The following is a 20,904-nucleotide window of genomic DNA, read 5'->3' as shown; positions in this document are numbered from 1 at the left end:
CACCTAAATAAGATTACTTCAATCATAAATTAAAAAAAATATATTGTAGCAAACTTTCCTAGGGCATGCTGTTAGGAGAGGACAAGACTTCACGAATGTGTCAAACGAACTCTATTAGACATTGTTTTTGATTATGGTGTGGGTTGGTCTAACCGTATGGGACAATTGTAATTACATCACTGGATGAAAGGGTCTAAATTGGTTATGATCAAATCATGGGAGTAAATAACTACATTTAAGGATAAATTATGACGACATCACAGCACATTTTGGCCTGTATTGACGGCTCGGCAGTGACCGAATCGGTTTGTGACTATGCAGCGTGGTATGCCAGTAAGCTGAACTTACCAGTCGGTCTGCTGCATGTTAGTGATATTCCTGTGTCGACCAGACGTGATTTGTCAGGGGCGATCGGTATTAATAGTCGCCAGTTTTTATTAGAAGAGTTAACGGAACTGGATGAACAAAGAGCAAAGGTTGTGAACAGTTATAGCGATGCCCTAGTGCAAGATGCCAAAAGTCACATTCAAGGTAGCTTTGATGGTGTCAGTGTCCGTATCTACCAACGGCACGGCAAGCTGTTACCAGCCATTGAGCACTTTAAAACAGAAAACCGAGCCGTGGTCATGGGACGGCGCGGAGAAGACCATAAAAACAGTCGCATTAATATCGGTAGTCAAATTGAAACAGTTGCCCGAGCATCAGATGTTCCGGTACTGATTTGCTCAGAGAAATTCAAAGAGCCAAGCTCATATATGATTGCCTTCGATGGCAGCAAAACGGCTATTAAAGCGGCGTGGATGGTTGCGAGAAGTCCTGTCTTGAAAGGGTTGCAGGGTCATATCGTCATGATAGGCAACCATAATGACACTGCCAAACAAAGCTTGAGTGCAGCCGCAGCGCAGCTCGAAGATGCAGGTTTTACCGTAGAGGCCCATCATTTATCGGCGGCTGATGCCGTTGATGGCCTGTTAAAATTCCAAGTAGACAATCACATTGATATTATGGTGGTGGGCGCCTATGGCCATTCTAAGTGGCAGCAGTTATTTTTGGGAAGTACCACGACAGAAATTATCGCCAGCACGTTATCACCAGTGATTTTGGTGCGCTAACTTTCGTATTTTGTAAGCTTTACGATTGTAGTAGTCAACCAGTTTGAGTTAACTTCTAAAAGGTTTTGATAAGTAGAGTCTCTTTTGCTTAGCCGTCAGTAGAAAATCCTTAAGGCTATGGGATGACAAGTTAAATATCATCGCATAGCGTAAGTGATCTCTAAGACTTCAAGACGATTCATGCCTCTCGCGTGTTATGCGATGCTTTGTGCATCTTCGCGCTTCTCAATTTTGTGTTGATCCTCTGTGCTGTTAACTTTCCAATAGCTAGAGACATACAGATGTGTTTTTGGTATCAAGCGCTCTACTTTGAAGTATTGGCGTAGCGCACGCATACTATGGAACTCACAAGCCGCCCAAACCGCAGGTTGTCCCCTAAACCATGGAAGTGTTTTAATACGCTCAAGTAAAGGGCTGTTTTCTGCATTAGGTGTGGCATTAATAATCCAATGGATTTCAACATTTGCAGGCTTTTTGAGTGTTTGTCGGTCCGCCTCAGTAGTCACCTCAAGTACAGCGTAGCCGCGCGCGTCATCAGGGAGCTGAGCGAGGTTGACAGTGATCGCAGGTAGGGCCGTCATATCGCCAACCAATAAAAACCAATCCGCATCATTGTTAATGAGCTTCTTTGGTCCAGGACCACCCACCAAGATTTGCTGTCCAACTTGGGCGTTTCGTGCCCACGTAGAGGCAGGCCCCTCAGCGTCATGCAAAGCAAAATCAACATCTATTTCATTGTCACGTTGGCCGCTGATCGTATACGTACGCATCAGTGGACGTGACTCTTTTTCTTGAGGAAACATGAGTTTGATGTAAGCACTCTCTTGATCGACTGGAAAGTCTCTCAATCCGTCACCGCCAAGCGTGACGCGGCACATATGTGGCGTGATGTATGTCGTGCCAATAACCTCAAGAACTCTTGGATTGGGTTTTGCCATATTATATTTTCCTTTTATTGTCATGATCGTTGTTCAATGCTTCGTGGTGCTTAAAAGCTCGCCTTTAGACTGACTGACACTTGACGCTCAGGTCCCATCCAGCAGTTATCGAGGTCATAGCAAGCGCCAACATAGGTTTTGTCAAAGAGATTGTTGATACTAGCGCCGACAGCAAGCATAGGATTAATCTGATAATTGCCACCGATATCTACCAAAGTCACACTTGGTAGCTCGTCTGAGTTTTGTTTATCAACCTGCATGCCACCCTCATAGCGAACCCCGGCATTGAGGGTGAGCTTGTCTGTGGCATAGTAGTCTGCCCATAGCGTGGCTTTGTGCTTAGCGATTTGCGCCGGCGTGTTGCCGACCACATCTGGATTGAACTCATCCTCGGTAATCTCAGCATCGGTATAGCTGTAGCTTGCAGCGATATCTACCCAGTCATTCAGCATATGACTGCCGGATATCTCAACGCCTTTAGAAGTAATCTCGCCAGTTTGAACTTTCTGTTGAGAGTTAGATGGGTTCGTTACGATGACATTTTTTTGTGTAATATCAAACACAGCCAACGTCCCTTGGGTGGCACGATCTGAGGACAGGTATTTGATACCCGCTTCTAACTGGTCAGCGGTGGTTGGTTTAAATGGTTCATTGGTAATAAAGTTGCTACCGACAACGGGCTGAAACGATTGTGAGTAGCTGACATAAGGAGATAGTCCATTATCAAAGTCATAAATGGCAGCAAGACGGCCACTGGTCTCTGACGCATCATTACTAATCGTTTTGTCACTATAAATAGCCCCTTTAGTGGCTTCGGTTTGCTCGGTGCTACTGTCAAAATTGTCGTGACGTAATCCTGCTACTACCGTTAAATCTTGCCACTGCATCTCATCTTGTACATAAAGTCCCAGCTGGCTTTGTTCGATGTCTTGCTTTTGACGATAAATATCTAACGGCAAATTGTCCGCATTTATCTGGGAGAAGTCTGGACTCGATAAATCAAGATTTGGTGTGCCAGCTGGCCCAGCATCGTAGTAAGTCGCGTTGCTGTCGGTCTCTTGATACTCGACCCCAAACAATAGGTTATGTGATGTATTGGCAGTATCTAGCTGATAAGCCAGCTGATTGTCTGTGGTCCAGTTGTTCATAGTCTCATCAGTGGTGTATGCCACGCGATTGAGAGTCGTGTCACTACCCTCGACAAACCCACGGTTATATATATTACGTTGCTGCGCTTCGGCGTCGGTATAGCGCGTGACATGTTTAAAGGTTAACTGATCATTGAGGTCCCAGTTGACAGTGACGCTCGGCATGAATACTTCTTTGCTAAAGCGATTCCATTTATCACCTGCATAGGCATCACTGTCTAGTTTGCCGTAGCTGGCATTGTAGACAGTACCAACAGCAGGCAATGGGGTTGAGGGTACCATTTCTGGATCATCTTGATAAAAAAGATTGGCAAGGACAGAAACATCGTCAGTTGCTTGCCATTCAAGTGATGGATTGATCAGGGTGCGTTCTTCTTCTGTGGTCTGCATCTGTCCATCTTTTTTGCGCTTTAACGCGACCAAGCGATAATTCAGTGTGTCTGTAAGAGGGCCTGTGGTATCGATTGCTACTTCTCTGAGATTTTGGTTGCCAAGCCGAAGCTGCACCTCAGACGCTTGGGTATTTTTTGGACTCTTGGCGACTTGGTTGACCATACCACCGGGGGCGGCGTAGCCATAGAGTGAAGAGGCGGGCCCTTTTAATATTTCTACCGCTTCCGTGGCATAGATATCAACTTGTGGCATCAGGTTCCAAGCACCATCATAAGGCAGTCTTAGCCCATCGTAAAAATTAGAATAGGTCTTAAAACCGCGAATATTGTACTCATCAAAAATAGACACGGTGCCGCGACTCTCGGTCGTCACCCCTGGCTCATAACGTAGGGCGGCATTGACGCTGTCAGCTTGACGCTTTTGTAGCAGCTCTTGATCGATTCTTGTGTAACTCATTGGTGCGTCATTGGGATCTAATGCGGTTTTTGTTCCTGTACTGCGGTAGCTGTCGGCGTAGACGGTAACCGCATCTAAGGTGGTGGATGGAGTCGCCTCGTTGTCTCCGTTAAGCTTCGGCACATCCTCCGCATAAGCAGCATGACTGATGCCCATTAATAAGCCAATTTGTATTGCCACTGTTAGACGTTTTTTTTGAATAGATTGGAAGGGTAAAGGCGACCGCATTATATTTCCTTTTAGATAATGACCATTGACTATGACAGATTTTATTTCGAGTTCGTTAAACAACGCGATTAATGATAACATTAATGATTATCGTTATCATTAAAAAACTACATTTTGAGAGGATGTCGCAGGATTAGCAGTCATGAATCGTGTGCTTTACAGTGAAGTGACAAAGAAAAAATTTGTCTAGCTGAATGGTTAAATGCTCACAATAGATAAAAAACAGTGAATATTTGCCAGTATGTTTGTGTTATACGTTGAATAACTAAAGATGATTAATGGGCGTTGTTCGGATAAATAAACGACTATCACTGTACCTAAAAGCGGGGCGTCTTTCTAAAAGACGCCCCTTTACGTTATCGTTATGGATTTATTTTCAATGACTTTATTTACAATGGCTTTATACTCAAAGTCATATTTACTTCAACATGGAGATGGCATCGGCACTGGCGCGCTGTCGTTCTTCAGCATTTAGTTCAATTAAGCTGCCTTCTTTCATCAGTAACAATCGATCAGCATGCTCAAAGTAGCTGTCATCATGACTGATAATAAATAAGGTTTTACCCAGCGCTTTTAGTTCAGGAATCAGGGTCTGATAGAACACGCGGCGAAACGCAGGATCTTGGTCAGCCGCCCACTCATCAAGTAACAGGATGTCCTTATGTTCAGCGACAGCGATGAGCATGGCCAATCGTTTACGTTGTCCCTGTGATAGTTTATCGGTAGACAGTCGATGGTCAGTCACACTGACTTTATCTTGCAGGTTTAATTTATGCAGCCAGGTGTCTACTAACGTCATATCAGGGTCATTACCCTCACAGCCAATCAGTTGTTTAAAGAGATGTTGGTCACTAAAAATGGCAGAAAACAGCTGTCGATAATCAGCATTGTTTTTTGAGTCAATGAGCTGAGCATCAATGTGGACAGAACCGGTAGTAGGGGTAAAAATCCCTGTCATAATCTTGGCAAGGGTAGATTTGCCACTACCATTAGCGCCGATCAAAAAGACCACATCGCCACGTTTTAAGGTTAAATTGACGTCTTTTAATATATCATTTGAATGAGCCGTATTTTTTGTCACTAGAGCAGATGCATCAGAGTGATTGCTCTCATAACGATAATGAATATCGGACAAAGTAATAGATTGCCAGTCTTTGACGGCGGTGTCGGTGGCAAATGCTGATTGATAATCTGCCAGCTCTAAGGATTTTATTTTATCTAGTGCAACTTGTGCTGTTTGCAGCGTCGGATAAGCACCGACTGCATGAAGGAGAGGCGATTGCACAAATAAAATCGTTAAAGAAAAGGTAGTGGCCACAGGCATCGGTATATCAAGATAGTTGGACACCGCAAACACCACACCAATCGCTGCGAACATCATGATGTTTGACCAATTCACTGCCGATAAATGAAACGTGTCAGACTTAACCACTGTTTTTTCGTAAGATTTGGCATGGGACAAAAAGTCGGTGTTATACAACTTTTTAGCGCGATGTTGATTCAGCGCCAGCTCTTTACGTCCTTCTATAATAGATTCATAGTCTTGATATAAAAGATCGTTAATGTCTCGCAGTTCTGTCAAATGCTTATAGACATGTTTCACTAAAATGGTACTGATCCAAATGGTCATCACAATCCAAAACATGACAATCAACAGTAGGGGCAATGATAGCCAACCCAGATAAAGGGCGACACCCGCAGATAAGATAATCCCCTGTACCAACTCTGGCATGCGTACAAAAGCCACAGTAATGGACTGGATATCAGAGGATAGGCTGGCGAGTAAACGCGCACTACCCAAATGATCTATTTGCGGGACTTTGGTATCGATGATTTGTTTGACCAGCGTCGTTCTAAGCTCATAAACAAACTTGTGACCCAAACGTGTCAAGGCATACTGCGATAAGAAAGTAGTGACTAACAGCAGTAGCACTAACGCTGAAAAGTAACCCAAACTCACCCACGATAAGGTATTAAACGCGGGCTGACTGATAAACGTGTGATTGATATAAGCAATGATACCCACACTGACGGCCGCATTCACTAGATTAAGCAAGATAACTTTGAAAAAGGGCAAGCGGTAGTGCGCCCAAATCATGTGATATAAAGAAGCTGTGGCACGAGAGGACATAGTGACTCAATAATAGGATGGATTTTACGTATTTTTGATGGCATAAAAGGGAGTAGGTCGCGCCTAATCCCTTTTATTGAAAATTATTAATACGGCTTAAGCAGCGTCTCTTAAAAGTCGAAAGTTGCTGACACCTTTAATGCTGTGGGCTCACCTGCATTTAAATATCCAGCCCCCGCATAACCACCCACTGATTGCCAGTAATCTTCACCAGTAACGTTAGTAACCACTCCTTTTAACGTGACATCTTGTCCTGCCAGCATCGTACGGTAGCGCGCACCAAGGTCTAACGTGGTATAACCATCCACTTTTAACGTGTTGGCCGCATCGGCATAACGTGCGCCTGTGTGAATGATATCGCCCGTCAATGTTAGTCCTTCAACTGCTGCCAGATCATACTCTAGGTTGACGTTGCTTTGCAGTTTGGGTATACCAATGACACGGTTGCCATCTAATGAGGTATCACCCGTGTCTTTTTGTTTGGCGCTTAAATAACTGACACCCGCGATAATGCGCATATTTTCGCTTGGGCTACCGAAAACTGATAGCTCAGCCCCTTGGTGACGGTTTTCACCCGCTGCCACAAAAGTATTGGTATCATCGACATAGTCACGCGGCTCCTCAGTATGGAATATCGCGAGACTACTACCAATCATGCCGTTGTCATATTTAACACCCACTTCAGTTTGTTTGCTGATATAAGGTGCGAGTTCTTGACCGCCATTGGTGACAATCGTTTCACCTTGGTTCACAGTTAGAGGTGCCATTGCACCTGGCGCTAGGCTTTCGATATAGTTACCATAAACAGACCAGTCCATACTGGGTTGATAGACGAGACCGATACTTGGTGTCCACTCGCTCTCATCGTATTCAGAAGTTTTTGCCTGAGTGCTGTAGTCATAGCTGGTCGTTTTGATAGTCTGATGACGCACGCCTAAAGTGGTTTTTAGTTTGTCATCGAACAAAGAGAAAGTATCCGCTAACGCAAAACTTTGCAGCTGTGTTTCATTTATCCGTTTTGGATCGTTTAAGTCACCAGCAAAATCTGCGCTACCTGACCATCTATCATCACGATATTTAGTAGGACTATATAGATTAGTGGGAGTGGGAGGTGCACTATCATAAGAAGCATACGCGCCTTTTTCTTCCCGATCATAGAGATCGGCTGCTAGTACCCAATCATGATCGATCTTACCGGTTTGCCATTGACCACGGAGACCAAGCTCGGCACTCTGTACTTTATCTTCTCGAGTGTTATCAAATCGAGAAGTAGTAGCAGTACCATCAGTATTGGTTACTGTAAGACCGGATAAAGAGTTGTCTTCGTCGCCACTTCGCACACCGTAAGCACCATAACCAGTGACGGTGTCACTAAAGTCATATTCGCCTCTAATGGTACCAAACACATCTTCTTCATCAGAGTAAGTCCAAGGCTGCGCCCAGTTTTTTGATGCTTTTGGCGCATTTGGTACGCTAGACACTCCTGCAAGATTGACATTAGGACGAGTTTCTTTCAGCCTGTTGTCCTGCCAGCCTAAGTCTGCTGATAGTCGATACTGATCGCCTCTATAGTCTAGGCCAAAAGCGGCTAGACCCAAGGTTGAGGATTCGTCATCGATTGCGCTGTCGCCATCTTGATAAGCGGCATTAAAGCGCACACCAAAAGCGTCCTCCGTACCGAAGCGATCACTCACGTCGACTGCTACTTTGCCTTGATCGCCTTGACCATAGCCGAGCGTCACCTCACGCAGTGGCTCATTACCCGCACGTTTTGGTAGTAGGTTAATCGTACCACCAGCGTTACCTCCGCTAGGAGCTGCGCCATTTAACATGGCAGAGGCACCGCGCTGAACTTCAACACGCTCGAATAACTCAGTTGCGATATATTGTCTGGGCAATATACCGTATAAACCATTGAACATGGTGTCATCAGAGGTTGTGACAAAGCCGCGCATAAAGTACGCTTCTTGGAAGTTACCGTAGCCTCTGGCGACACGCACAGTCGGGTCTTTTTTGAGCAGGTCACCCACACTTTGTGCTTGCTGATTGGTGATATATTCGTTGGTATATGAGACCGTAGAGAACGGCGTATCCATGATGTCTTGATTCCCTAAGATCCCAACGCGGCTGCCTGTGGCAACTTGCTCGCCTGCATAAGCAGGGGGTAATCCGTCTGCTGAGGCATCGGCGCTACTGGTCACTACAATGGTGTCCAGTACGACGCTAGGGTCAACTGACTGGGTATCGGTACTGATATCTGTTTGTGCCCACGCAGCTTGGCTCGCCCCCAATAACACCACGGAAGTGGACAGACAAGAGGAGCATACTGACTTTAATGAGAGCGGGGCGTCAGACACATTCATGGGATTAAGGCGAAAAATAGCAGAGTATAAGCGAGACAGTTGCATGAATATTTCCAGCGTGTGATTTAAACGCATATTATAATGATAATTGTTTTCATTACAATAACATTACCGCATTAAGTGTAAACCTGTCTGTCAATGATAGAGAGTGTCCTTAACGTTATGGTGGTGTACCCGATAAAGCGTTTAAAGCGCCATACTCATGTAGTGCAAGCCATCAGATAAAAGCGCTACTTTGCTAGACCTATCCATATTTATCGATAATCGATGAGTCGTTCAGTCTCCACTGTGTGTGAATATATAAAGCGCGAACGGTTTATTGCATTCGCCAATACACCTTTATCACCATATCCTGACGTGATAAGCCAAGGCTTGCTTTTAATTTTGGTCTTAACGACTTGATATCTGTTGCTTCAAGCGCGCCCCATACCTTGTCAATCTTGCGCGGCATGGTGGTGAGCTGCGTTTGTAATAACGTCACTATTTGTGCAGCAAGGCCAGTCTTAGGTGTATTGACAATAGGCAGTAAGTTGTTTTGCAAAAAACACGCATCCTGACGTAGTTGGTCGCTAAGTTTTAGGGTATGGAGGTAACTCACGTCCTCTGGATCATTGGTGATGGTAATGACTAGGGGAGGGAGTGGGTTTTGCCAGTTCTCTAATAGATTGGCTACTGTAGGCAGCGAGGTTTCATCACAGATGAGTAAGCATTGGCCTTCAGTGAGATGTTCTGTTTTTTCAGGATACTCACGCACACTTTTTATTTGCATGTCACGGGTGAGAGAACGCGCCCAGTTACCGCCTGGGGTGTCACCATGAACATAGACATCTATCCAAGCTTGAACAGCGCCACTGTCTGAATCTTGCCAAGCTTTTCGTAAAGTGTAATAACGCTGCAAAGGCTTGTCCTGATTTACTGATTCGTTGTCTGCTGATATATTGTCCACTGATTCATTGTTTGGCGCCAATAATCCATCGGAATCAAGTTCAAATAAATAGGCATAGCCTGGATGATTAAGCGGGGTACTAGCAGGTGCGGTTACCACCAATCGGTATAGATTAGGACTGGCATAATAACCATTCATCACAGTAAAACGTTGCTCTTGAAGTTTAATCGTGCGTTTGCCAAGCTGGCTGGCAGACTTTTGCAACAGTGTGATGTATTGCTCTTGCAGTGCCACTGAGTCGCTAATAGGGGACGTAAAATGGATGAAGTGCTGACTTGTGACAGCGGAGGCGGCTGCGAAAATGTGGCCGCTGACAGGGCTTTTAGCTTGAAGTGTGCCGGCTGTGTTGTTGTCAGTAGTAGGGGTTATGACCTCTAGCAATATACCATCACTATAGATCTCTTTTATCGTCGCTACCTCGTACTCGCGCATTGATTTTTTGGTAAAAGCGTTGATAAACATGGCAAGTTCATCTTGATGCTCTTCATTGATGTGACTGACGAATTGGTCTTTATCGGTAATGGCTAACGGTGTTTTATTGATATCATGCTGGGCAAGTGGTTGAGCCATAAATATGATTCCAAGCTAAAAATCAAATAGCAGTCAATTAACTGATATCTAAAAATACGAAGTAGCGGAGAGGGTAGATAAAAAAATCAGAGACTTGATGTTGATCAACAAGACATCTATAACTGACTAGAGAGACAGAAATACAGGAACGAATAAACAGTGAGGATCGATAAGCGATGTAGGTTAGTGATAACCATTAACATCTAAATTATTATTACGTTAATCGGTGTATATGTCAATGTGTTTAGGCTTGACGGGACGTTATTTTATAGCTGTGACACCAAAGGTGATAATACAGGATGTGGGGAGCGGCAACACGCAAACAGCGTAAGAGATCTATTGAGTCGCTTTATTCGTTTGCTCGGGCGAATGGTTAAATGTATGCTATTTCTGTGTTAAGGGTAAGCAAGACGCTGGTAATGCCCGCCAGTAGGGCAGTCAGATGGAACTGGCTGATTAATATAATGAAAATGGATTTTTAAGGTGATTCTCATGTATGCAGTGATTGGAGCAGGTCCAATGGGGTTGGCTGCAGCCCGAAATTTACAAAAACTGAATATTGCTTTCACAGGTTTTGAGTTGCACACAGATGTGGGCGGATTGTGGGATATCGACAATCCACACAGCACTATGTATGAAAGCGCCCATTTAATTTCGTCCAAGCGCATGACCGAATTCGCCGAATTCCCTATGAATGACTCGGCCGCTTCTTACCCTCATCATACGCAGCTACGTCAGTACTTCCGCGATTTTGCAGAAAAATTCAATCTCAAGTCACACTACGAGTTCGCCACGCGAGTGATTAGCGTGGAGCCGGAAGGTGAGCGTTGGCGTCTGATTAGTGAATGTGATGGCCAAACGCAATCACGCTTATTCGATGGTGTCTTGATCGCTAACGGCACTTTGCACACCCCTAATATGCCAAGCTTGCCGGGTGAGTTTGCAGGCAAGTTGATGCACTCATCCGAGTATCGTAGCCCCTCCATTTTCACAGACAAACGCGTGCTGATCGTTGGCTGCGGTAACTCTGGGGCGGATATTGCCGTTGATGCAGTACATCATGCCAAGTCCGTAGACATCAGTTTGCGCCGAGGCTATTATTTTTTGCCCAAATTTATTAAAGGTCAGCCAAGTGATACGCTCGGCGGCAAGCTAAAGCTGCCACGTCCGGTGAAACAGCGCATGGACGCTGCCATGATCCGGATGATCATTGGCAAACCCTCCGATTACGGATTACCGAATCCAAACTATCGTATGTATGAGTCCCATCCAGTGGTCAACTCACTGGTGTTACACCATTTGGGACATGGCGACATTAAGGCGCGTCGGGATATTCGTCACATAGATGGTCATACTGTGACGTTTAGTGATGGTGAAAGTCATGATTATGACTTGATTCTTATGGCGACCGGTTACCTACTTGACTATCCATTCATTGACCGACAGCATCTCAACTGGCCGATCAATCAAGATGCACCGCAGCTCTATATGAATGTGTTTCATCCTACCCATGACAATTTATTTATGATGGGTATGGTTGAAGCCGCAGGTTTGGGTTGGGAGGGCCGCAATCAACAAGCGCGGCTGGTGGCGCTTTATATTCAGCAGCGTGAGCAAAACACAGAAGCCGCCAGACAGTTCAATGAGGTGAAACGTCGGCGTGCTGGCACAAATCTCGATGGTGGCTATAATTATATCAAGCTTGCACGCATGGCGTATTATGTGAATAAAGATGAGTACTTAGATACTCTGTCCAAGCACATAGCTGAGCTCAAGATAGAACAACCTATACTGGCGTCAGAAGTATGATGGCGGCGGTGGTATTTTCACCAAGTAGTTTGGTTTTGCTTAATCTGATCTTGGCGTTAATGATGTTTGGTGTGTCACTGAGCCTGCGTCTCGAAGATTTTAAGCGCGTCATTTTGTCTCCAATCGCACCAATTGCCGGTTTATTTGCTCAGTTTTTGTTGTTGCCTTTGATGACGTGTCTGCTTACTTGGGCATTAAACATCGACCCAGAGCTGGCGCTAGGGATGATTTTGGTGGCGTCCTGTCCTGGCGGTAGCTTCTCTAATATCATGACTTGGCTGGCACGCGGCAATGTTGCGGTGTCAGTCAGCATGACAGCTGTATCGAGTCTTGCTGCGACCGTATTAACACCATTGAATTTTGCCTTTTACGGTTGGCTTAACCCGCATACACGCGAATACTTGACGCAAATCACGATCGAGCCTAGCAGCATTTTGATACTGGTTTTGCTGGTTCTGGCAGTGCCTTTAGTGCTCGGTATGGTGACGGGGCGCAAACTACCGGATTTAGTAGTACGCATTCAAAAACCGCTGCGCATTGTCTCGCTGTTGGTGTTAATGGGTTTTGTCGCGATTGCTTTTTCAAGTAATGTCGCCCTTTTTATAGAGCGCTTTCACAGTTTTTTTTGGTTGGTAGTGGCGCACAATCTGCTGGCACTCTCGTTGGGTTATGGGATAGGCCAAATGCTCAAGTTACCAATCGCTGATCGACGCGCTGTGACCTTGGAGGTGGGCATCCAAAACTCAGGATTGGGTTTGGTCATTTTATTTACCTTTTTCCCAGAGGCGGGCGGCATGATGCTGATCACGGCATTCTGGGGCGTCTGGCACTTAGTGTCAGGCCTCACACTTTCACAAATCTGGGCACGGATTCCCTATGAATAAACGTATACTAATCACTGGCGCGGCTGGCTATATAGGCCATCAACTGGGTAATCGACTGGCTGCTCATTATCATGTAGTCGGTACAGATATCCGCCGCCGCGACGATTTGGACTTCTCAGTTGCAGTACTGGATGTACGCGATCAGAGTCTGACAGCATTACTAAAAAAAGAGAAGATTACCCATGTTGTGCATCTAGCCTCCATCCTACAAGCATCGAAAGATCGCGCTCGTGACTATGATATCGATGTCAATGGCACGCGCAATGTGCTCGACTGCTGCATTAAGGCAGGTGTACAGCACTTAACGCTGACCAGTTCTGGAGCGGCCTACGGGTATCACGCCGATAATCCTGAATGGATAGACGAACAAGATGCATTACGCGGTAATACTGAGTTTGCCTACTCCGACCATAAAAGACAGGTCGAGGAAATGCTGGCCGACTTCCGCCAGCAGCATCCGCAACTACAGCAACTCATTTTTCGGCCGGGTACCGTATTGGGAGCCGATACTCGTAACCAGATTACCAGTTTGTTTATGGCGCCGCGTGTTCTTGCGCTTAAAGGTAGTGATTCGCCTTTTGTGTTTATTTGGGATCAAGACGTGATTGGGGCCACGGAGATGGGGATACGCGAGGACAAAGTTGGTATCTACAATATGGCGGGTGATGGGGCGCTGACGATGAAGGATATTGCTAATCGACTCAACAAACCGCTACTTACGCTGCCAGTATGGTTGGTTAAATCTGGGTTGCAGGTTGCAAAATGGCGTGGCAAACCAACGGGGCCAGAGCAAGTTAATTTTTTGCGGTATCGTCCCGTTCTCAGCAACCAGCGGTTAAAAGAAGAGTTTGGTTATCCTTTAGCGAAGACGTCTGCCGAAACGTTTGAGTACTTCATCGAACGCAATGGTCTGCGTAAACCCTGACACAGAGAATGTCATCAATGTCATTAACATCTGTCACTCTAATCACTGGTGCGGCCTCGGGTCTGGGCTGGGCGATGTCTCGTCACTGGTACGCAGCGGGACATCGTTTGGTGCTGGCTGATATAGATGGGCCAGCTTTAAGCGCACGTGCTACTGAGTTGGGAGACTCTGATAGAGTCATGGCGGTCACCACAGATATCACTCAACTCGATGATATTGCTTTTCTTATTGAGCAAGTGCGTGAACGCTTTGGTCGGCTTGATCTACTGGTTAATAATGCTGGAATTACCCACCGCTCACCAGCGCATCAGACTGATCCTGCGGTGTTCCGCAAAATCATGGCAGTAGATTGGCAGGGGGCAGTAGAGTTGACCATGGCAGCGCTACCCCTGCTACGTGAATCCAGCGGTCAGATTGTCTGTATTGGCTCGATGGCAGGGTGGATGCCAGTGCCGGGGCGTGCAGCATACTGCGCCGCTAAGGGGGCATTGACACAATTCTTTGAAGTGCTACGCTTGGAGCTAGAGTCTGAGGGTATTCACATCCTCATGGTGTACCCAAGCTTTCTGGATACGCCTATTGAGAATCATGCGCTGGGGCATAATGGTGGCATCGCCCGGCACCCACGCTCGATGGTAGGTAATATGCGCAGCGCTGAATGGATGGCTGACTTGATCGATCAAGGGTTGCAGCAGCGCAAACGCTGGATACTGCCTGAACCTATTTCGCGCTTTGGCAGTTTACTGTGGCGAGTGGCACCGGCTCTATACTTGCGTCAGGTGCGTAAACGCTTTAAAAGCGAGCTGTGATAACTTGATTAAGACTAATATTTGGTAACTACTGAAAACAGGAGCTCTGACCCCTTGAGCTCATCCAACTACAGGAATAACTATGACTTCACCGCTTCACCGTCTGTACTCTTTTCGTCGTTGTCCCTACGCCATGCGAGCTCGTCTTGGCCTTTTATTTGCCCAATTGCCAGTGGCGCTGCGGGAGATCACGCTCAAAAACAAACCGGAACAGATGCTAGCGATTAGTCCGAAAGGCACCGTACCGGTTTTACAGCTTGCGGATGGGACGGTGATTGAAGAGAGCCTAGAGATAATGGTATGGGCATTGGAGCAGCAAGACCCACAAGGGCTGCTTGATGAAAACGTTTTATCTCAGGCCCATGCTTTAATTGAGCAAAACGACAATGAGTTTAAACACTGGCTAGATCGCTACAAATACGCCGATCGTCATTTAGAGATGACGCAGACAGAGTATCGACAGCGGGGAGAAGCGTTTTTACAGGTTTTGGAGGAATTACTGACCAAAAATCCCTACTTACTAGGGAGTCGTATGACTATTGCTGATATTGGTATTATGCCTTTTGTTCGCCAATTTGCCCATGTGGATCGTGACACTTTTTATAGCTTGCCATATCCCAAGCTGCAACAGTGGCTACAGAACTGGCTTGCGCACCCGTTATTTCTGCAAGTCATGACCAAATTTCAACCATGGCAAGAGGGAGATGCGGTGGTGGTTTTTCCGTCTTAATACGACAACTTCTCCCCCTGTAGCCTTTTTCGGTTGACCTGACCATACGTTGACAATAAAGAAATAGCGTACTCACATCGTGAATACGCTAAAAATTGATAAGTGTTAAATAATCGTGTGCAACCGCATATCACGCTTAAGTGAGTTTTAAGTCGAGATTGGGGTGTCTAAAGCCATCTGTGGTGGCTGATTTTTTTTACTGTCAACCGCAGCACTGAGGTTCACTAAGAAAATGGCAATGGCGGCAATAATACCTGGTATGGCGATAAACAAAAAGTTGGTTTGATGACTGAGCTCAAGCGTCAGTAACGCACCCGTCAAAATGGGTCCAACAATTGCGCCAATGCGCCCGATACCTGATGCCCAGCCCATCGCTGTCGTACGAACCGCGGTAGGGTAGTACTGAGCCACAAAGGTATAGAGCAATATCTGTGAGCCGATCGTAGTGGCGCCAGCAATCGCGATGAGGGTGTATAACACCACCTGAGGACTGTTATAACCAAGCAGTATTAATGAAACCGCACCAAGAGCAAACATAGTGGTCAAGACCGGCTTAAGGTGGAATTTATCAGCCAGCACACCGCCACCAATCGCACCCACCATACCACCAATGTTGAGCGCAAATAAAAACAGCATACTAGCGCCTAGCGAATAACCCGCTTGAATCATCAGTTTGGGCAACCAGCTGGCGAGGGCGTAAACCATCAGTAGGCACATAAAAAAGGCAACCCAAAACATAATGGTCGTAAAGCCGCGGTTTTTTAGGAAAAGCGCTTTAATAGGAGCGTCATCACCTTTGGTCGGTTCGTCTAACAATAAAGTGGTAGAAGGGGTGACGGTTGCCTGTGGCGCCAGCTTTCGCACGATGACTTTCGCCTCTGTGTCTCGTTTTTCTTTGACAAGATACATCAAAGACTCAGGCAGCATTTTCCAAATAATAGGTAGTAGCAAGGTCGGTATGCCGGCAATATAAAACATCACCTCCCAGCCAAAGTCCACCACCAAAAACGAGCCCAGTAGGGCGGATGCCATACCACCGATGGCATAGCCACTGAACATCACCGCGACCAACGTACTGCGGATGCGTTTTGGCGCATACTCTGAGGTCAGTGCGACACAGATGGGCATCACGCCACCAATGCCCAAACCGGCGATAAAGCGCAAGGCAGCAAATTGCATTGGACCACTAGCAAACGCGCCTAAAAAGGTAAAGCTGCTGAACAGGCCCACGCAAATCATGATGGTTTTTTTGCGACCGATCTTGTCAGATAAAGTACCAAAGATCATCGCCCCAAACATCATGCCAAATAAGGCCGCGCTGGCAAGAAAACCTGCTTGTACAGCCGTCAATGACCACTCTTCCATAAGCAGTGGTAGTGCCACACCATAAATGATGAGATCGTAGCCATCAAAGATAATAATTAATAAACACCAAAACAGCACTTTCCAATGAAAGGGCGCAAATTTGGCGTCATCAATCACTTTATTGACGTTTAACGTTGGTGATTCCATTCGTCTTTCTCCATGGGTAATGTCCCTATAAGTACTTATTAAGTTAGGGTTTTCTAAGGATCAAGTCAAAAACCCTCTAAGTATAAATTTATACCAAAAAGGTATGGTTGTTGCTTGGGTGGTGTAGGGGAAATAAGGGCTGCCACTAAAATGCATAGTTATGATTTATAAACCTATGACTTTTGCGGTGTGACTGTTGTGAAAAATCAGGTGCTTACTGACCGTAAATCACACTTTTAAAAACACGGGTAAAAAAACAGCTCATATATCTAAAAGATATATGAGCTACTGGGTTTTCTCTTCTCACATGGCTACTTAAGTGCGCAATAAGTTTGACGTTATGAATGGGTCAAATGTTGTCGCACAAGCTGGTTAAATACCTCAGGCTGCTCAATATTTGAGATGTGTGAAGCGTCGATCGTGGCAAGCGTGGCGTTTGGGAGACGCTCGACCATATATTGACCATCAGCAACCGTCGTCACAGGATCTTTAGATCCTGCCACCACCGTGATCGCGACATCGATATCTTTTAACTGTTCGCGAGTATCAGCGACAGACAGCGCTTCACAGCAGCTGGCATAACCCTCGCTACTACCAGCGGCAAGCGTATCAGATAAGGTTTGTACGACCTCAGGATGGGTATCGATAAAGCCTGCGGTAAACCAACGCGATGCTGCTGTGGCGGCAATAGGGTCTAGACCTTGCTCTCGTACCAACTGCGCACGATCTGTCCATGCTCCCTCGTTCCCAATCTTCGCGGCGGTATTGCATAGCATTAAGTGGTGAAAGCGGTTAGCATAATTGAGGGCTAGCCATTGACCAGTCATGCCGCCCATTGAGATGCCGCAAAAAAATGCTTTATCAATATTCAGATGATCAAGCAAATCAATGACGTCTTGACCAAGCTCATCAAGACTATAAGGGCCTTTGGGCGCAGAAGATTTACCATGACCGCGAGTGTCATAACAAATAATGAAGTAATCATTTTGCAAGGCGTCAATTTGCGGCTGCCACATGTGGTAATTTGTGCCTAAGGAGTTGGAGAATATAAGCGCAGGGTGGTGACTATCACCAAAAGTAGCATAGTGTAAAGTAACGTCTTTATTGTTAAATAGGGGCATAACTATTGTCCTTATTTGGAATGGTGTCATTATCGTGTCAGTGGCGCATAGGCTTGTGGCTATGATGGTTAACTATTTATATGCTCTATGCGCAATGGTCAACACGTTCAATAATCATGGCGATGCCTTGTCCCACCCCAATACACATTGAGCAGATGGCAAAGCGTTTGTCCGTTTTTTCAAGTTGATTGAGTGCGGTTAAGATCAGCCTTGCGCCCGACGCACCTAGGGGGTGACCAAGCGCAATTGCCCCACCATTGGGATTGACGCGTGCGCTATCATCTGGCAAACCTAAGTCGCGTGTACAGGCTAGCGATTGCGCCGCAAATGCTTCGTTTAATTCAATGACATCCATCTCATCGAGCGACAATCCTGTTTGCCCCAATAGCTTTTTCATTGCTGGTGCAGGGGCAAACCCCATGATGCGCGGTTCAACCCCGACCGTCGTTGCCGCCACAACACGGGCACGCGGCTTTAAGTTAAACTGCTTCACCGCTTGCTTTGAAGCGACTAAAAAAGCCGCCGCCCCATCATTAATCCCTGAGGCATTACCGGCTGTCACGGTGCCGTTCTCTTTGACGATGGCACGCAGTTTGGCTAATTTCTCAAGCGTGGTATCAGCCCGAGGATGCTCATCGGTATCGACAATGACCGCATCGCCTTTGCGCTGCGGGATGACGACTGGGGTAATCTCGTCTTTGAAAAATCCTGCCGCTTCTGCCGCTTTGGTACGTTGTTGGCTACGTAGGGCAAAAGCATCTTGGTCAGCGCGATTGATGTTGAACTGCTCGGCGACGTTTTCTGCCGTTTGCGGCATGGTCTCGGTGCCATATAATTTGTCGAGCTTTGGATTGATGAAACGCCAGCCCATCGTAGTGTCTTCAAGCGTTTGGCCGCGCCCAAATGCTTTATCTGATTTGCCCATTACAAACGGCGCACGGCTCATGCTCTCAACGCCGCCTGCGATAATGAGATCGGCTTCTCCTGCTTTAATCGCGCGCGCGGCGATGGCTAGCGCATCCATTGATGAGCCACATAAGCGGTTGACGGTGGTGGCAGGCACTTGATAGGGAAGGCCTGCGAGCAGTGACGACATACGCCCAACGTTACGGTTATCCTCACCGCTTTGATTGGCGCAGCCATAGATGACGTCATCTACTTGCATCCAGTCGACGTTGGTATTGCGCTCCATTAGTGCTTTGATAGGGATAGCGCCTAAGTCATCCGCCCGTACTGGTGCCAAGCCGCCACCGTAACGCCCAAAAGGTGTGCGAATGGCGTCTATAATATAAGCATCATTTAAACCAGTGATGAAATCAGTCATGGTGAGTATCCTGTCCTGAGAGTTGGGTTTGGATTGTGAGTTTTTTTATGAATGAGTGGCATCAATGAGCCTAGCACCAGTCACTGCTTGCAACTCAGCAAAGCTCATACCGTCAATCATCTCTGTGACTGCTAAGCCTTTATCAGTGACATCAATGACACACAGATCGGTGTAAACACGATCAACGCAGTGTTTGCCAGTCACGGGGTAGGTCAGTTCACTGACAATCTTAGGATCGCCTGTTTTCGTTGTGTGATTGGTCATAACAAAGACTTTTTTGGCACCAACCGCTAAATCCATGGCGCCGCCGACAGCGGGTATTGCGTCTTCTGCACCGGTACTCCAGTTAGCTAAGTCGCCATTGGCCGCCACTTGAAACGCACCCAACACGCAAATATCGATGTGACCACCACGCATCATGGCAAACGAGTCACCGTGATGAAAGAAGCTGCCACCCTCTAACATGGTGACGTATTCTTTTCCGGCATTGATCAGTTCGGGGTCTTCCTCACCTTTGGCGGGCGGAGGGCCAAAAGCCAACAGGCCATTTTCTGAATGCAAAAACACATCCTTATCAGCAGGCAAATATTTTGCAATTTTGGTGGGCAGACCAATGCCCAAATTGACATAGGCACCATCTGGGATATCTTGGGCAGCACGCTTGGCGATTTGGTCCCGTGTTAGTAACGTATGGCTCATGGTGAAGCTCCTTATAAATGGCAGTGTTAAGCGATGACTAAGCGATAGCTGCGGCGTTGGCATGAGTTGGCTGGATTGGCACCACATGCTGCACAAAGATACCCGGCGTGATGATGTGTTCGGGATCAAGCTCACCCAGCTCAACGGTTCTAGAGACTTGAGCGATGGTCACGTCAGCCGCCATTGCCATGATTGGACCAAAGTTACGGGCAGACTTACGATAGACCAAGTTACCCCAGCGATCGCCCTTGTCAGCTTTGATTAAGGCAAAATCTGCTTTAATTGGATACTCTAGGACATAGTCTTTACCATCGATATGGCGCGTTTCTTTACCTTCTGCGAGCAAAGTACCAAAACCTGTTGGCGTGTATACCGCACCAAGTCCCATACCGGCGGCTTGAATACGACAGGCGAGATTGCCTTGTGGCACCAGTTCAAGCTCGATTTTGCCCGCATGATACAGCTCATCAAACACCCAAGAGTCTGATTGGCGCGGGAACGAGCAAATGATTTTGCGTACCGCCCCAGATTTTAATAGTTTGGCAAGACCATGGTCACCGTTACCAGCATTATTATTGATGATAATCAAATCTTTAACGCCCAAACTGATGAGGCCGTCAATCAGTTCGGCAGGCTGTCCTGCAGTACCGAAGCCACCAATCATAATCGTAGCGCCATCTTTGATTTGACTGAGCACATCTGTGAGACTTTTATCCGCTTTGTTAATCATATTGATATCCTATAAGACAGTAGTGTTAGAGATTATTAGCCAGAATTTTCGTTAAAACCGTTGAATCATTCATTAA

At 46.4% G+C, this 20,904-nt stretch carries 16 protein-coding genes; 6 read left to right on the top strand and 10 right to left on the bottom strand.

Annotated features, from left to right (window positions below; all coding sequences use genetic code 11):
• Nucleotides 1-248 precede the first annotated feature (248 nt).
• Nucleotides 249-1,112: a universal stress protein gene (locus DVY93_RS00985; RefSeq protein WP_230708406.1), complete on the top strand. Its 864-nt coding sequence runs from the start codon at nucleotides 249-251 to the stop codon at nucleotides 1,110-1,112.
• Between the two features lie 194 nt (nucleotides 1,113-1,306).
• Here DVY93_RS00985 and DVY93_RS00980 read toward each other — a convergent pair whose 3' ends face one another.
• From DVY93_RS00980 to DVY93_RS00960, 5 genes are all read right to left on the bottom strand, one after another.
• The gene (locus DVY93_RS00980) at nucleotides 1,307-2,050 is read right to left on the bottom strand and encodes a siderophore-interacting protein (protein ID WP_230708405.1); all 744 of its coding nucleotides are present in this window, start codon (nucleotides 2,048-2,050) and stop codon (nucleotides 1,307-1,309) included.
• Between the two features lie 50 nt (nucleotides 2,051-2,100).
• On the bottom strand, nucleotides 2,101-4,275 hold the full coding sequence (locus DVY93_RS00975; protein WP_230708404.1) for a TonB-dependent siderophore receptor: 2,175 nt from the start codon (nucleotides 4,273-4,275) through the stop codon (nucleotides 2,101-2,103).
• A 418-nt stretch (nucleotides 4,276-4,693) separates the two neighbouring features.
• Nucleotides 4,694-6,406 (bottom strand): multidrug ABC transporter permease/ATP-binding protein, encoded by a 1,713-nt coding sequence (locus DVY93_RS00970; RefSeq protein WP_230708403.1) that lies wholly within the window; start codon nucleotides 6,404-6,406, stop codon nucleotides 4,694-4,696.
• A 110-nt stretch (nucleotides 6,407-6,516) separates the two neighbouring features.
• The gene (locus tag DVY93_RS00965; RefSeq protein WP_230708402.1) at nucleotides 6,517-8,814 is read right to left on the bottom strand and encodes a TonB-dependent receptor; all 2,298 of its coding nucleotides are present in this window, start codon (nucleotides 8,812-8,814) and stop codon (nucleotides 6,517-6,519) included.
• A gap of 271 nt (nucleotides 8,815-9,085) precedes the next feature.
• Nucleotides 9,086-10,285 (bottom strand): siderophore-interacting protein, encoded by a 1,200-nt coding sequence (locus tag DVY93_RS00960; RefSeq protein ID WP_230708401.1) that lies wholly within the window; start codon nucleotides 10,283-10,285, stop codon nucleotides 9,086-9,088.
• Nucleotides 10,286-10,777: 492 nt separating this feature from the next.
• Here DVY93_RS00960 and DVY93_RS00955 point away from each other — a divergent pair, with 492 nt between their 5' ends.
• From DVY93_RS00955 to DVY93_RS00935, 5 genes are all read left to right on the top strand, one after another.
• A complete protein-coding gene (locus DVY93_RS00955; RefSeq protein ID WP_230708400.1) occupies nucleotides 10,778-12,094 on the top strand; it encodes a flavin-containing monooxygenase in 1,317 nt (438 codons plus the stop codon).
• Nucleotides 12,091-12,978, top strand: a complete 888-nt coding sequence (locus tag DVY93_RS00950; RefSeq protein ID WP_230708399.1) for a bile acid:sodium symporter family protein — start codon at nucleotides 12,091-12,093, stop codon at nucleotides 12,976-12,978. Before DVY93_RS00955 ends, DVY93_RS00950 begins: the two co-directional genes overlap by 4 nt.
• Nucleotides 12,971-13,903 carry an SDR family oxidoreductase gene (locus tag DVY93_RS00945; RefSeq protein WP_230708398.1) on the top strand — a complete coding sequence of 311 codons (933 nt, stop codon included), beginning with the start codon at nucleotides 12,971-12,973 and terminating at the stop codon, nucleotides 13,901-13,903. The genes DVY93_RS00950 and DVY93_RS00945 overlap by 8 nt, the downstream gene beginning before the upstream one ends.
• Nucleotides 13,904-13,920: 17 nt before the next feature.
• Nucleotides 13,921-14,712 (top strand): SDR family oxidoreductase, encoded by a 792-nt coding sequence (locus DVY93_RS00940; protein WP_198334670.1) that lies wholly within the window; start codon nucleotides 13,921-13,923, stop codon nucleotides 14,710-14,712.
• 82 nt (nucleotides 14,713-14,794) lie between these two features.
• Complete coding sequence (locus tag DVY93_RS00935; protein ID WP_230708397.1) at nucleotides 14,795-15,442, top strand: glutathione S-transferase; 648 nt, start codon at nucleotides 14,795-14,797, stop codon at nucleotides 15,440-15,442.
• Between the two features lie 147 nt (nucleotides 15,443-15,589).
• Here DVY93_RS00935 and DVY93_RS00930 read toward each other — a convergent pair whose 3' ends face one another.
• The 5 genes from DVY93_RS00930 to DVY93_RS00910 form a co-directional block, all read right to left on the bottom strand.
• Nucleotides 15,590-16,954 carry an MFS transporter gene (locus DVY93_RS00930; protein WP_230708396.1) on the bottom strand — a complete coding sequence of 455 codons (1,365 nt, stop codon included), beginning with the start codon at nucleotides 16,952-16,954 and terminating at the stop codon, nucleotides 15,590-15,592.
• A 338-nt stretch (nucleotides 16,955-17,292) separates the two neighbouring features.
• Complete coding sequence (pcaD, locus tag DVY93_RS00925; RefSeq protein ID WP_193006999.1) at nucleotides 17,293-18,075, bottom strand: 3-oxoadipate enol-lactonase; 783 nt, start codon at nucleotides 18,073-18,075, stop codon at nucleotides 17,293-17,295.
• Nucleotides 18,076-18,160: 85 nt separating this feature from the next.
• Complete coding sequence (gene pcaF, locus DVY93_RS00920) at nucleotides 18,161-19,399, bottom strand: 3-oxoadipyl-CoA thiolase (RefSeq protein WP_193006998.1); 1,239 nt, start codon at nucleotides 19,397-19,399, stop codon at nucleotides 18,161-18,163.
• Nucleotides 19,400-19,444: 45 nt separating this feature from the next.
• On the bottom strand, nucleotides 19,445-20,098 hold the full coding sequence (locus DVY93_RS00915; protein WP_230708395.1) for a 3-oxoacid CoA-transferase subunit B: 654 nt from the start codon (nucleotides 20,096-20,098) through the stop codon (nucleotides 19,445-19,447).
• A gap of 37 nt (nucleotides 20,099-20,135) precedes the next feature.
• On the bottom strand, nucleotides 20,136-20,828 hold the full coding sequence (locus DVY93_RS00910; protein ID WP_198334676.1) for a 3-oxoacid CoA-transferase subunit A: 693 nt from the start codon (nucleotides 20,826-20,828) through the stop codon (nucleotides 20,136-20,138).
• Between the last annotated feature and the right edge of the window lie 76 nt (nucleotides 20,829-20,904).

It is taken from the genome of Psychrobacter sp. CCUG 69069 (assembly GCF_021023115.1).
GTDB classification, from domain to species: domain Bacteria; phylum Pseudomonadota; class Gammaproteobacteria; order Pseudomonadales; family Moraxellaceae; genus Psychrobacter; species Psychrobacter namhaensis.
This window is presented reverse-complemented; position numbering and strand designations above follow the sequence as displayed.

Bases quoted from the DNA above. Each gene is read 5' to 3' on its own strand.
- DVY93_RS00985 (WP_230708406.1), top strand. From the start codon at position 249: ATGACGACATCACAGCACATTTTGGCCTGTATTGACGGCTCGGCAGTG.
- DVY93_RS00980 (WP_230708405.1), bottom strand. From the start codon at position 2,050: ATGGCAAAACCCAATCCAAGAGTTCTTGAGGTTATTGGCACGACATAC.
- DVY93_RS00975 (WP_230708404.1), bottom strand. From the start codon at position 4,275: ATGCGGTCGCCTTTACCCTTCCAATCTATTCAAAAAAAACGTCTAACA.
- DVY93_RS00970 (WP_230708403.1), bottom strand. From the start codon at position 6,406: ATGTCCTCTCGTGCCACAGCTTCTTTATATCACATGATTTGGGCGCAC.
- DVY93_RS00965 (WP_230708402.1), bottom strand. From the start codon at position 8,814: ATGCAACTGTCTCGCTTATACTCTGCTATTTTTCGCCTTAATCCCATG.
- DVY93_RS00960 (WP_230708401.1), bottom strand. From the start codon at position 10,285: ATGGCTCAACCACTTGCCCAGCATGATATCAATAAAACACCGTTAGCC.
- DVY93_RS00955 (WP_230708400.1), top strand. From the start codon at position 10,778: ATGTATGCAGTGATTGGAGCAGGTCCAATGGGGTTGGCTGCAGCCCGA.
- DVY93_RS00950 (WP_230708399.1), top strand. From the start codon at position 12,091: ATGATGGCGGCGGTGGTATTTTCACCAAGTAGTTTGGTTTTGCTTAAT.
- DVY93_RS00945 (WP_230708398.1), top strand. From the start codon at position 12,971: ATGAATAAACGTATACTAATCACTGGCGCGGCTGGCTATATAGGCCAT.
- DVY93_RS00940 (WP_198334670.1), top strand. From the start codon at position 13,921: ATGTCATTAACATCTGTCACTCTAATCACTGGTGCGGCCTCGGGTCTG.
- DVY93_RS00935 (WP_230708397.1), top strand. From the start codon at position 14,795: ATGACTTCACCGCTTCACCGTCTGTACTCTTTTCGTCGTTGTCCCTAC.
- DVY93_RS00930 (WP_230708396.1), bottom strand. From the start codon at position 16,954: ATGGAATCACCAACGTTAAACGTCAATAAAGTGATTGATGACGCCAAA.
- pcaD (WP_193006999.1), bottom strand. From the start codon at position 18,075: ATGCCCCTATTTAACAATAAAGACGTTACTTTACACTATGCTACTTTT.
- pcaF (WP_193006998.1), bottom strand. From the start codon at position 19,399: ATGACTGATTTCATCACTGGTTTAAATGATGCTTATATTATAGACGCC.
- DVY93_RS00915 (WP_230708395.1), bottom strand. From the start codon at position 20,098: ATGAGCCATACGTTACTAACACGGGACCAAATCGCCAAGCGTGCTGCC.
- DVY93_RS00910 (WP_198334676.1), bottom strand. From the start codon at position 20,828: ATGATTAACAAAGCGGATAAAAGTCTCACAGATGTGCTCAGTCAAATC.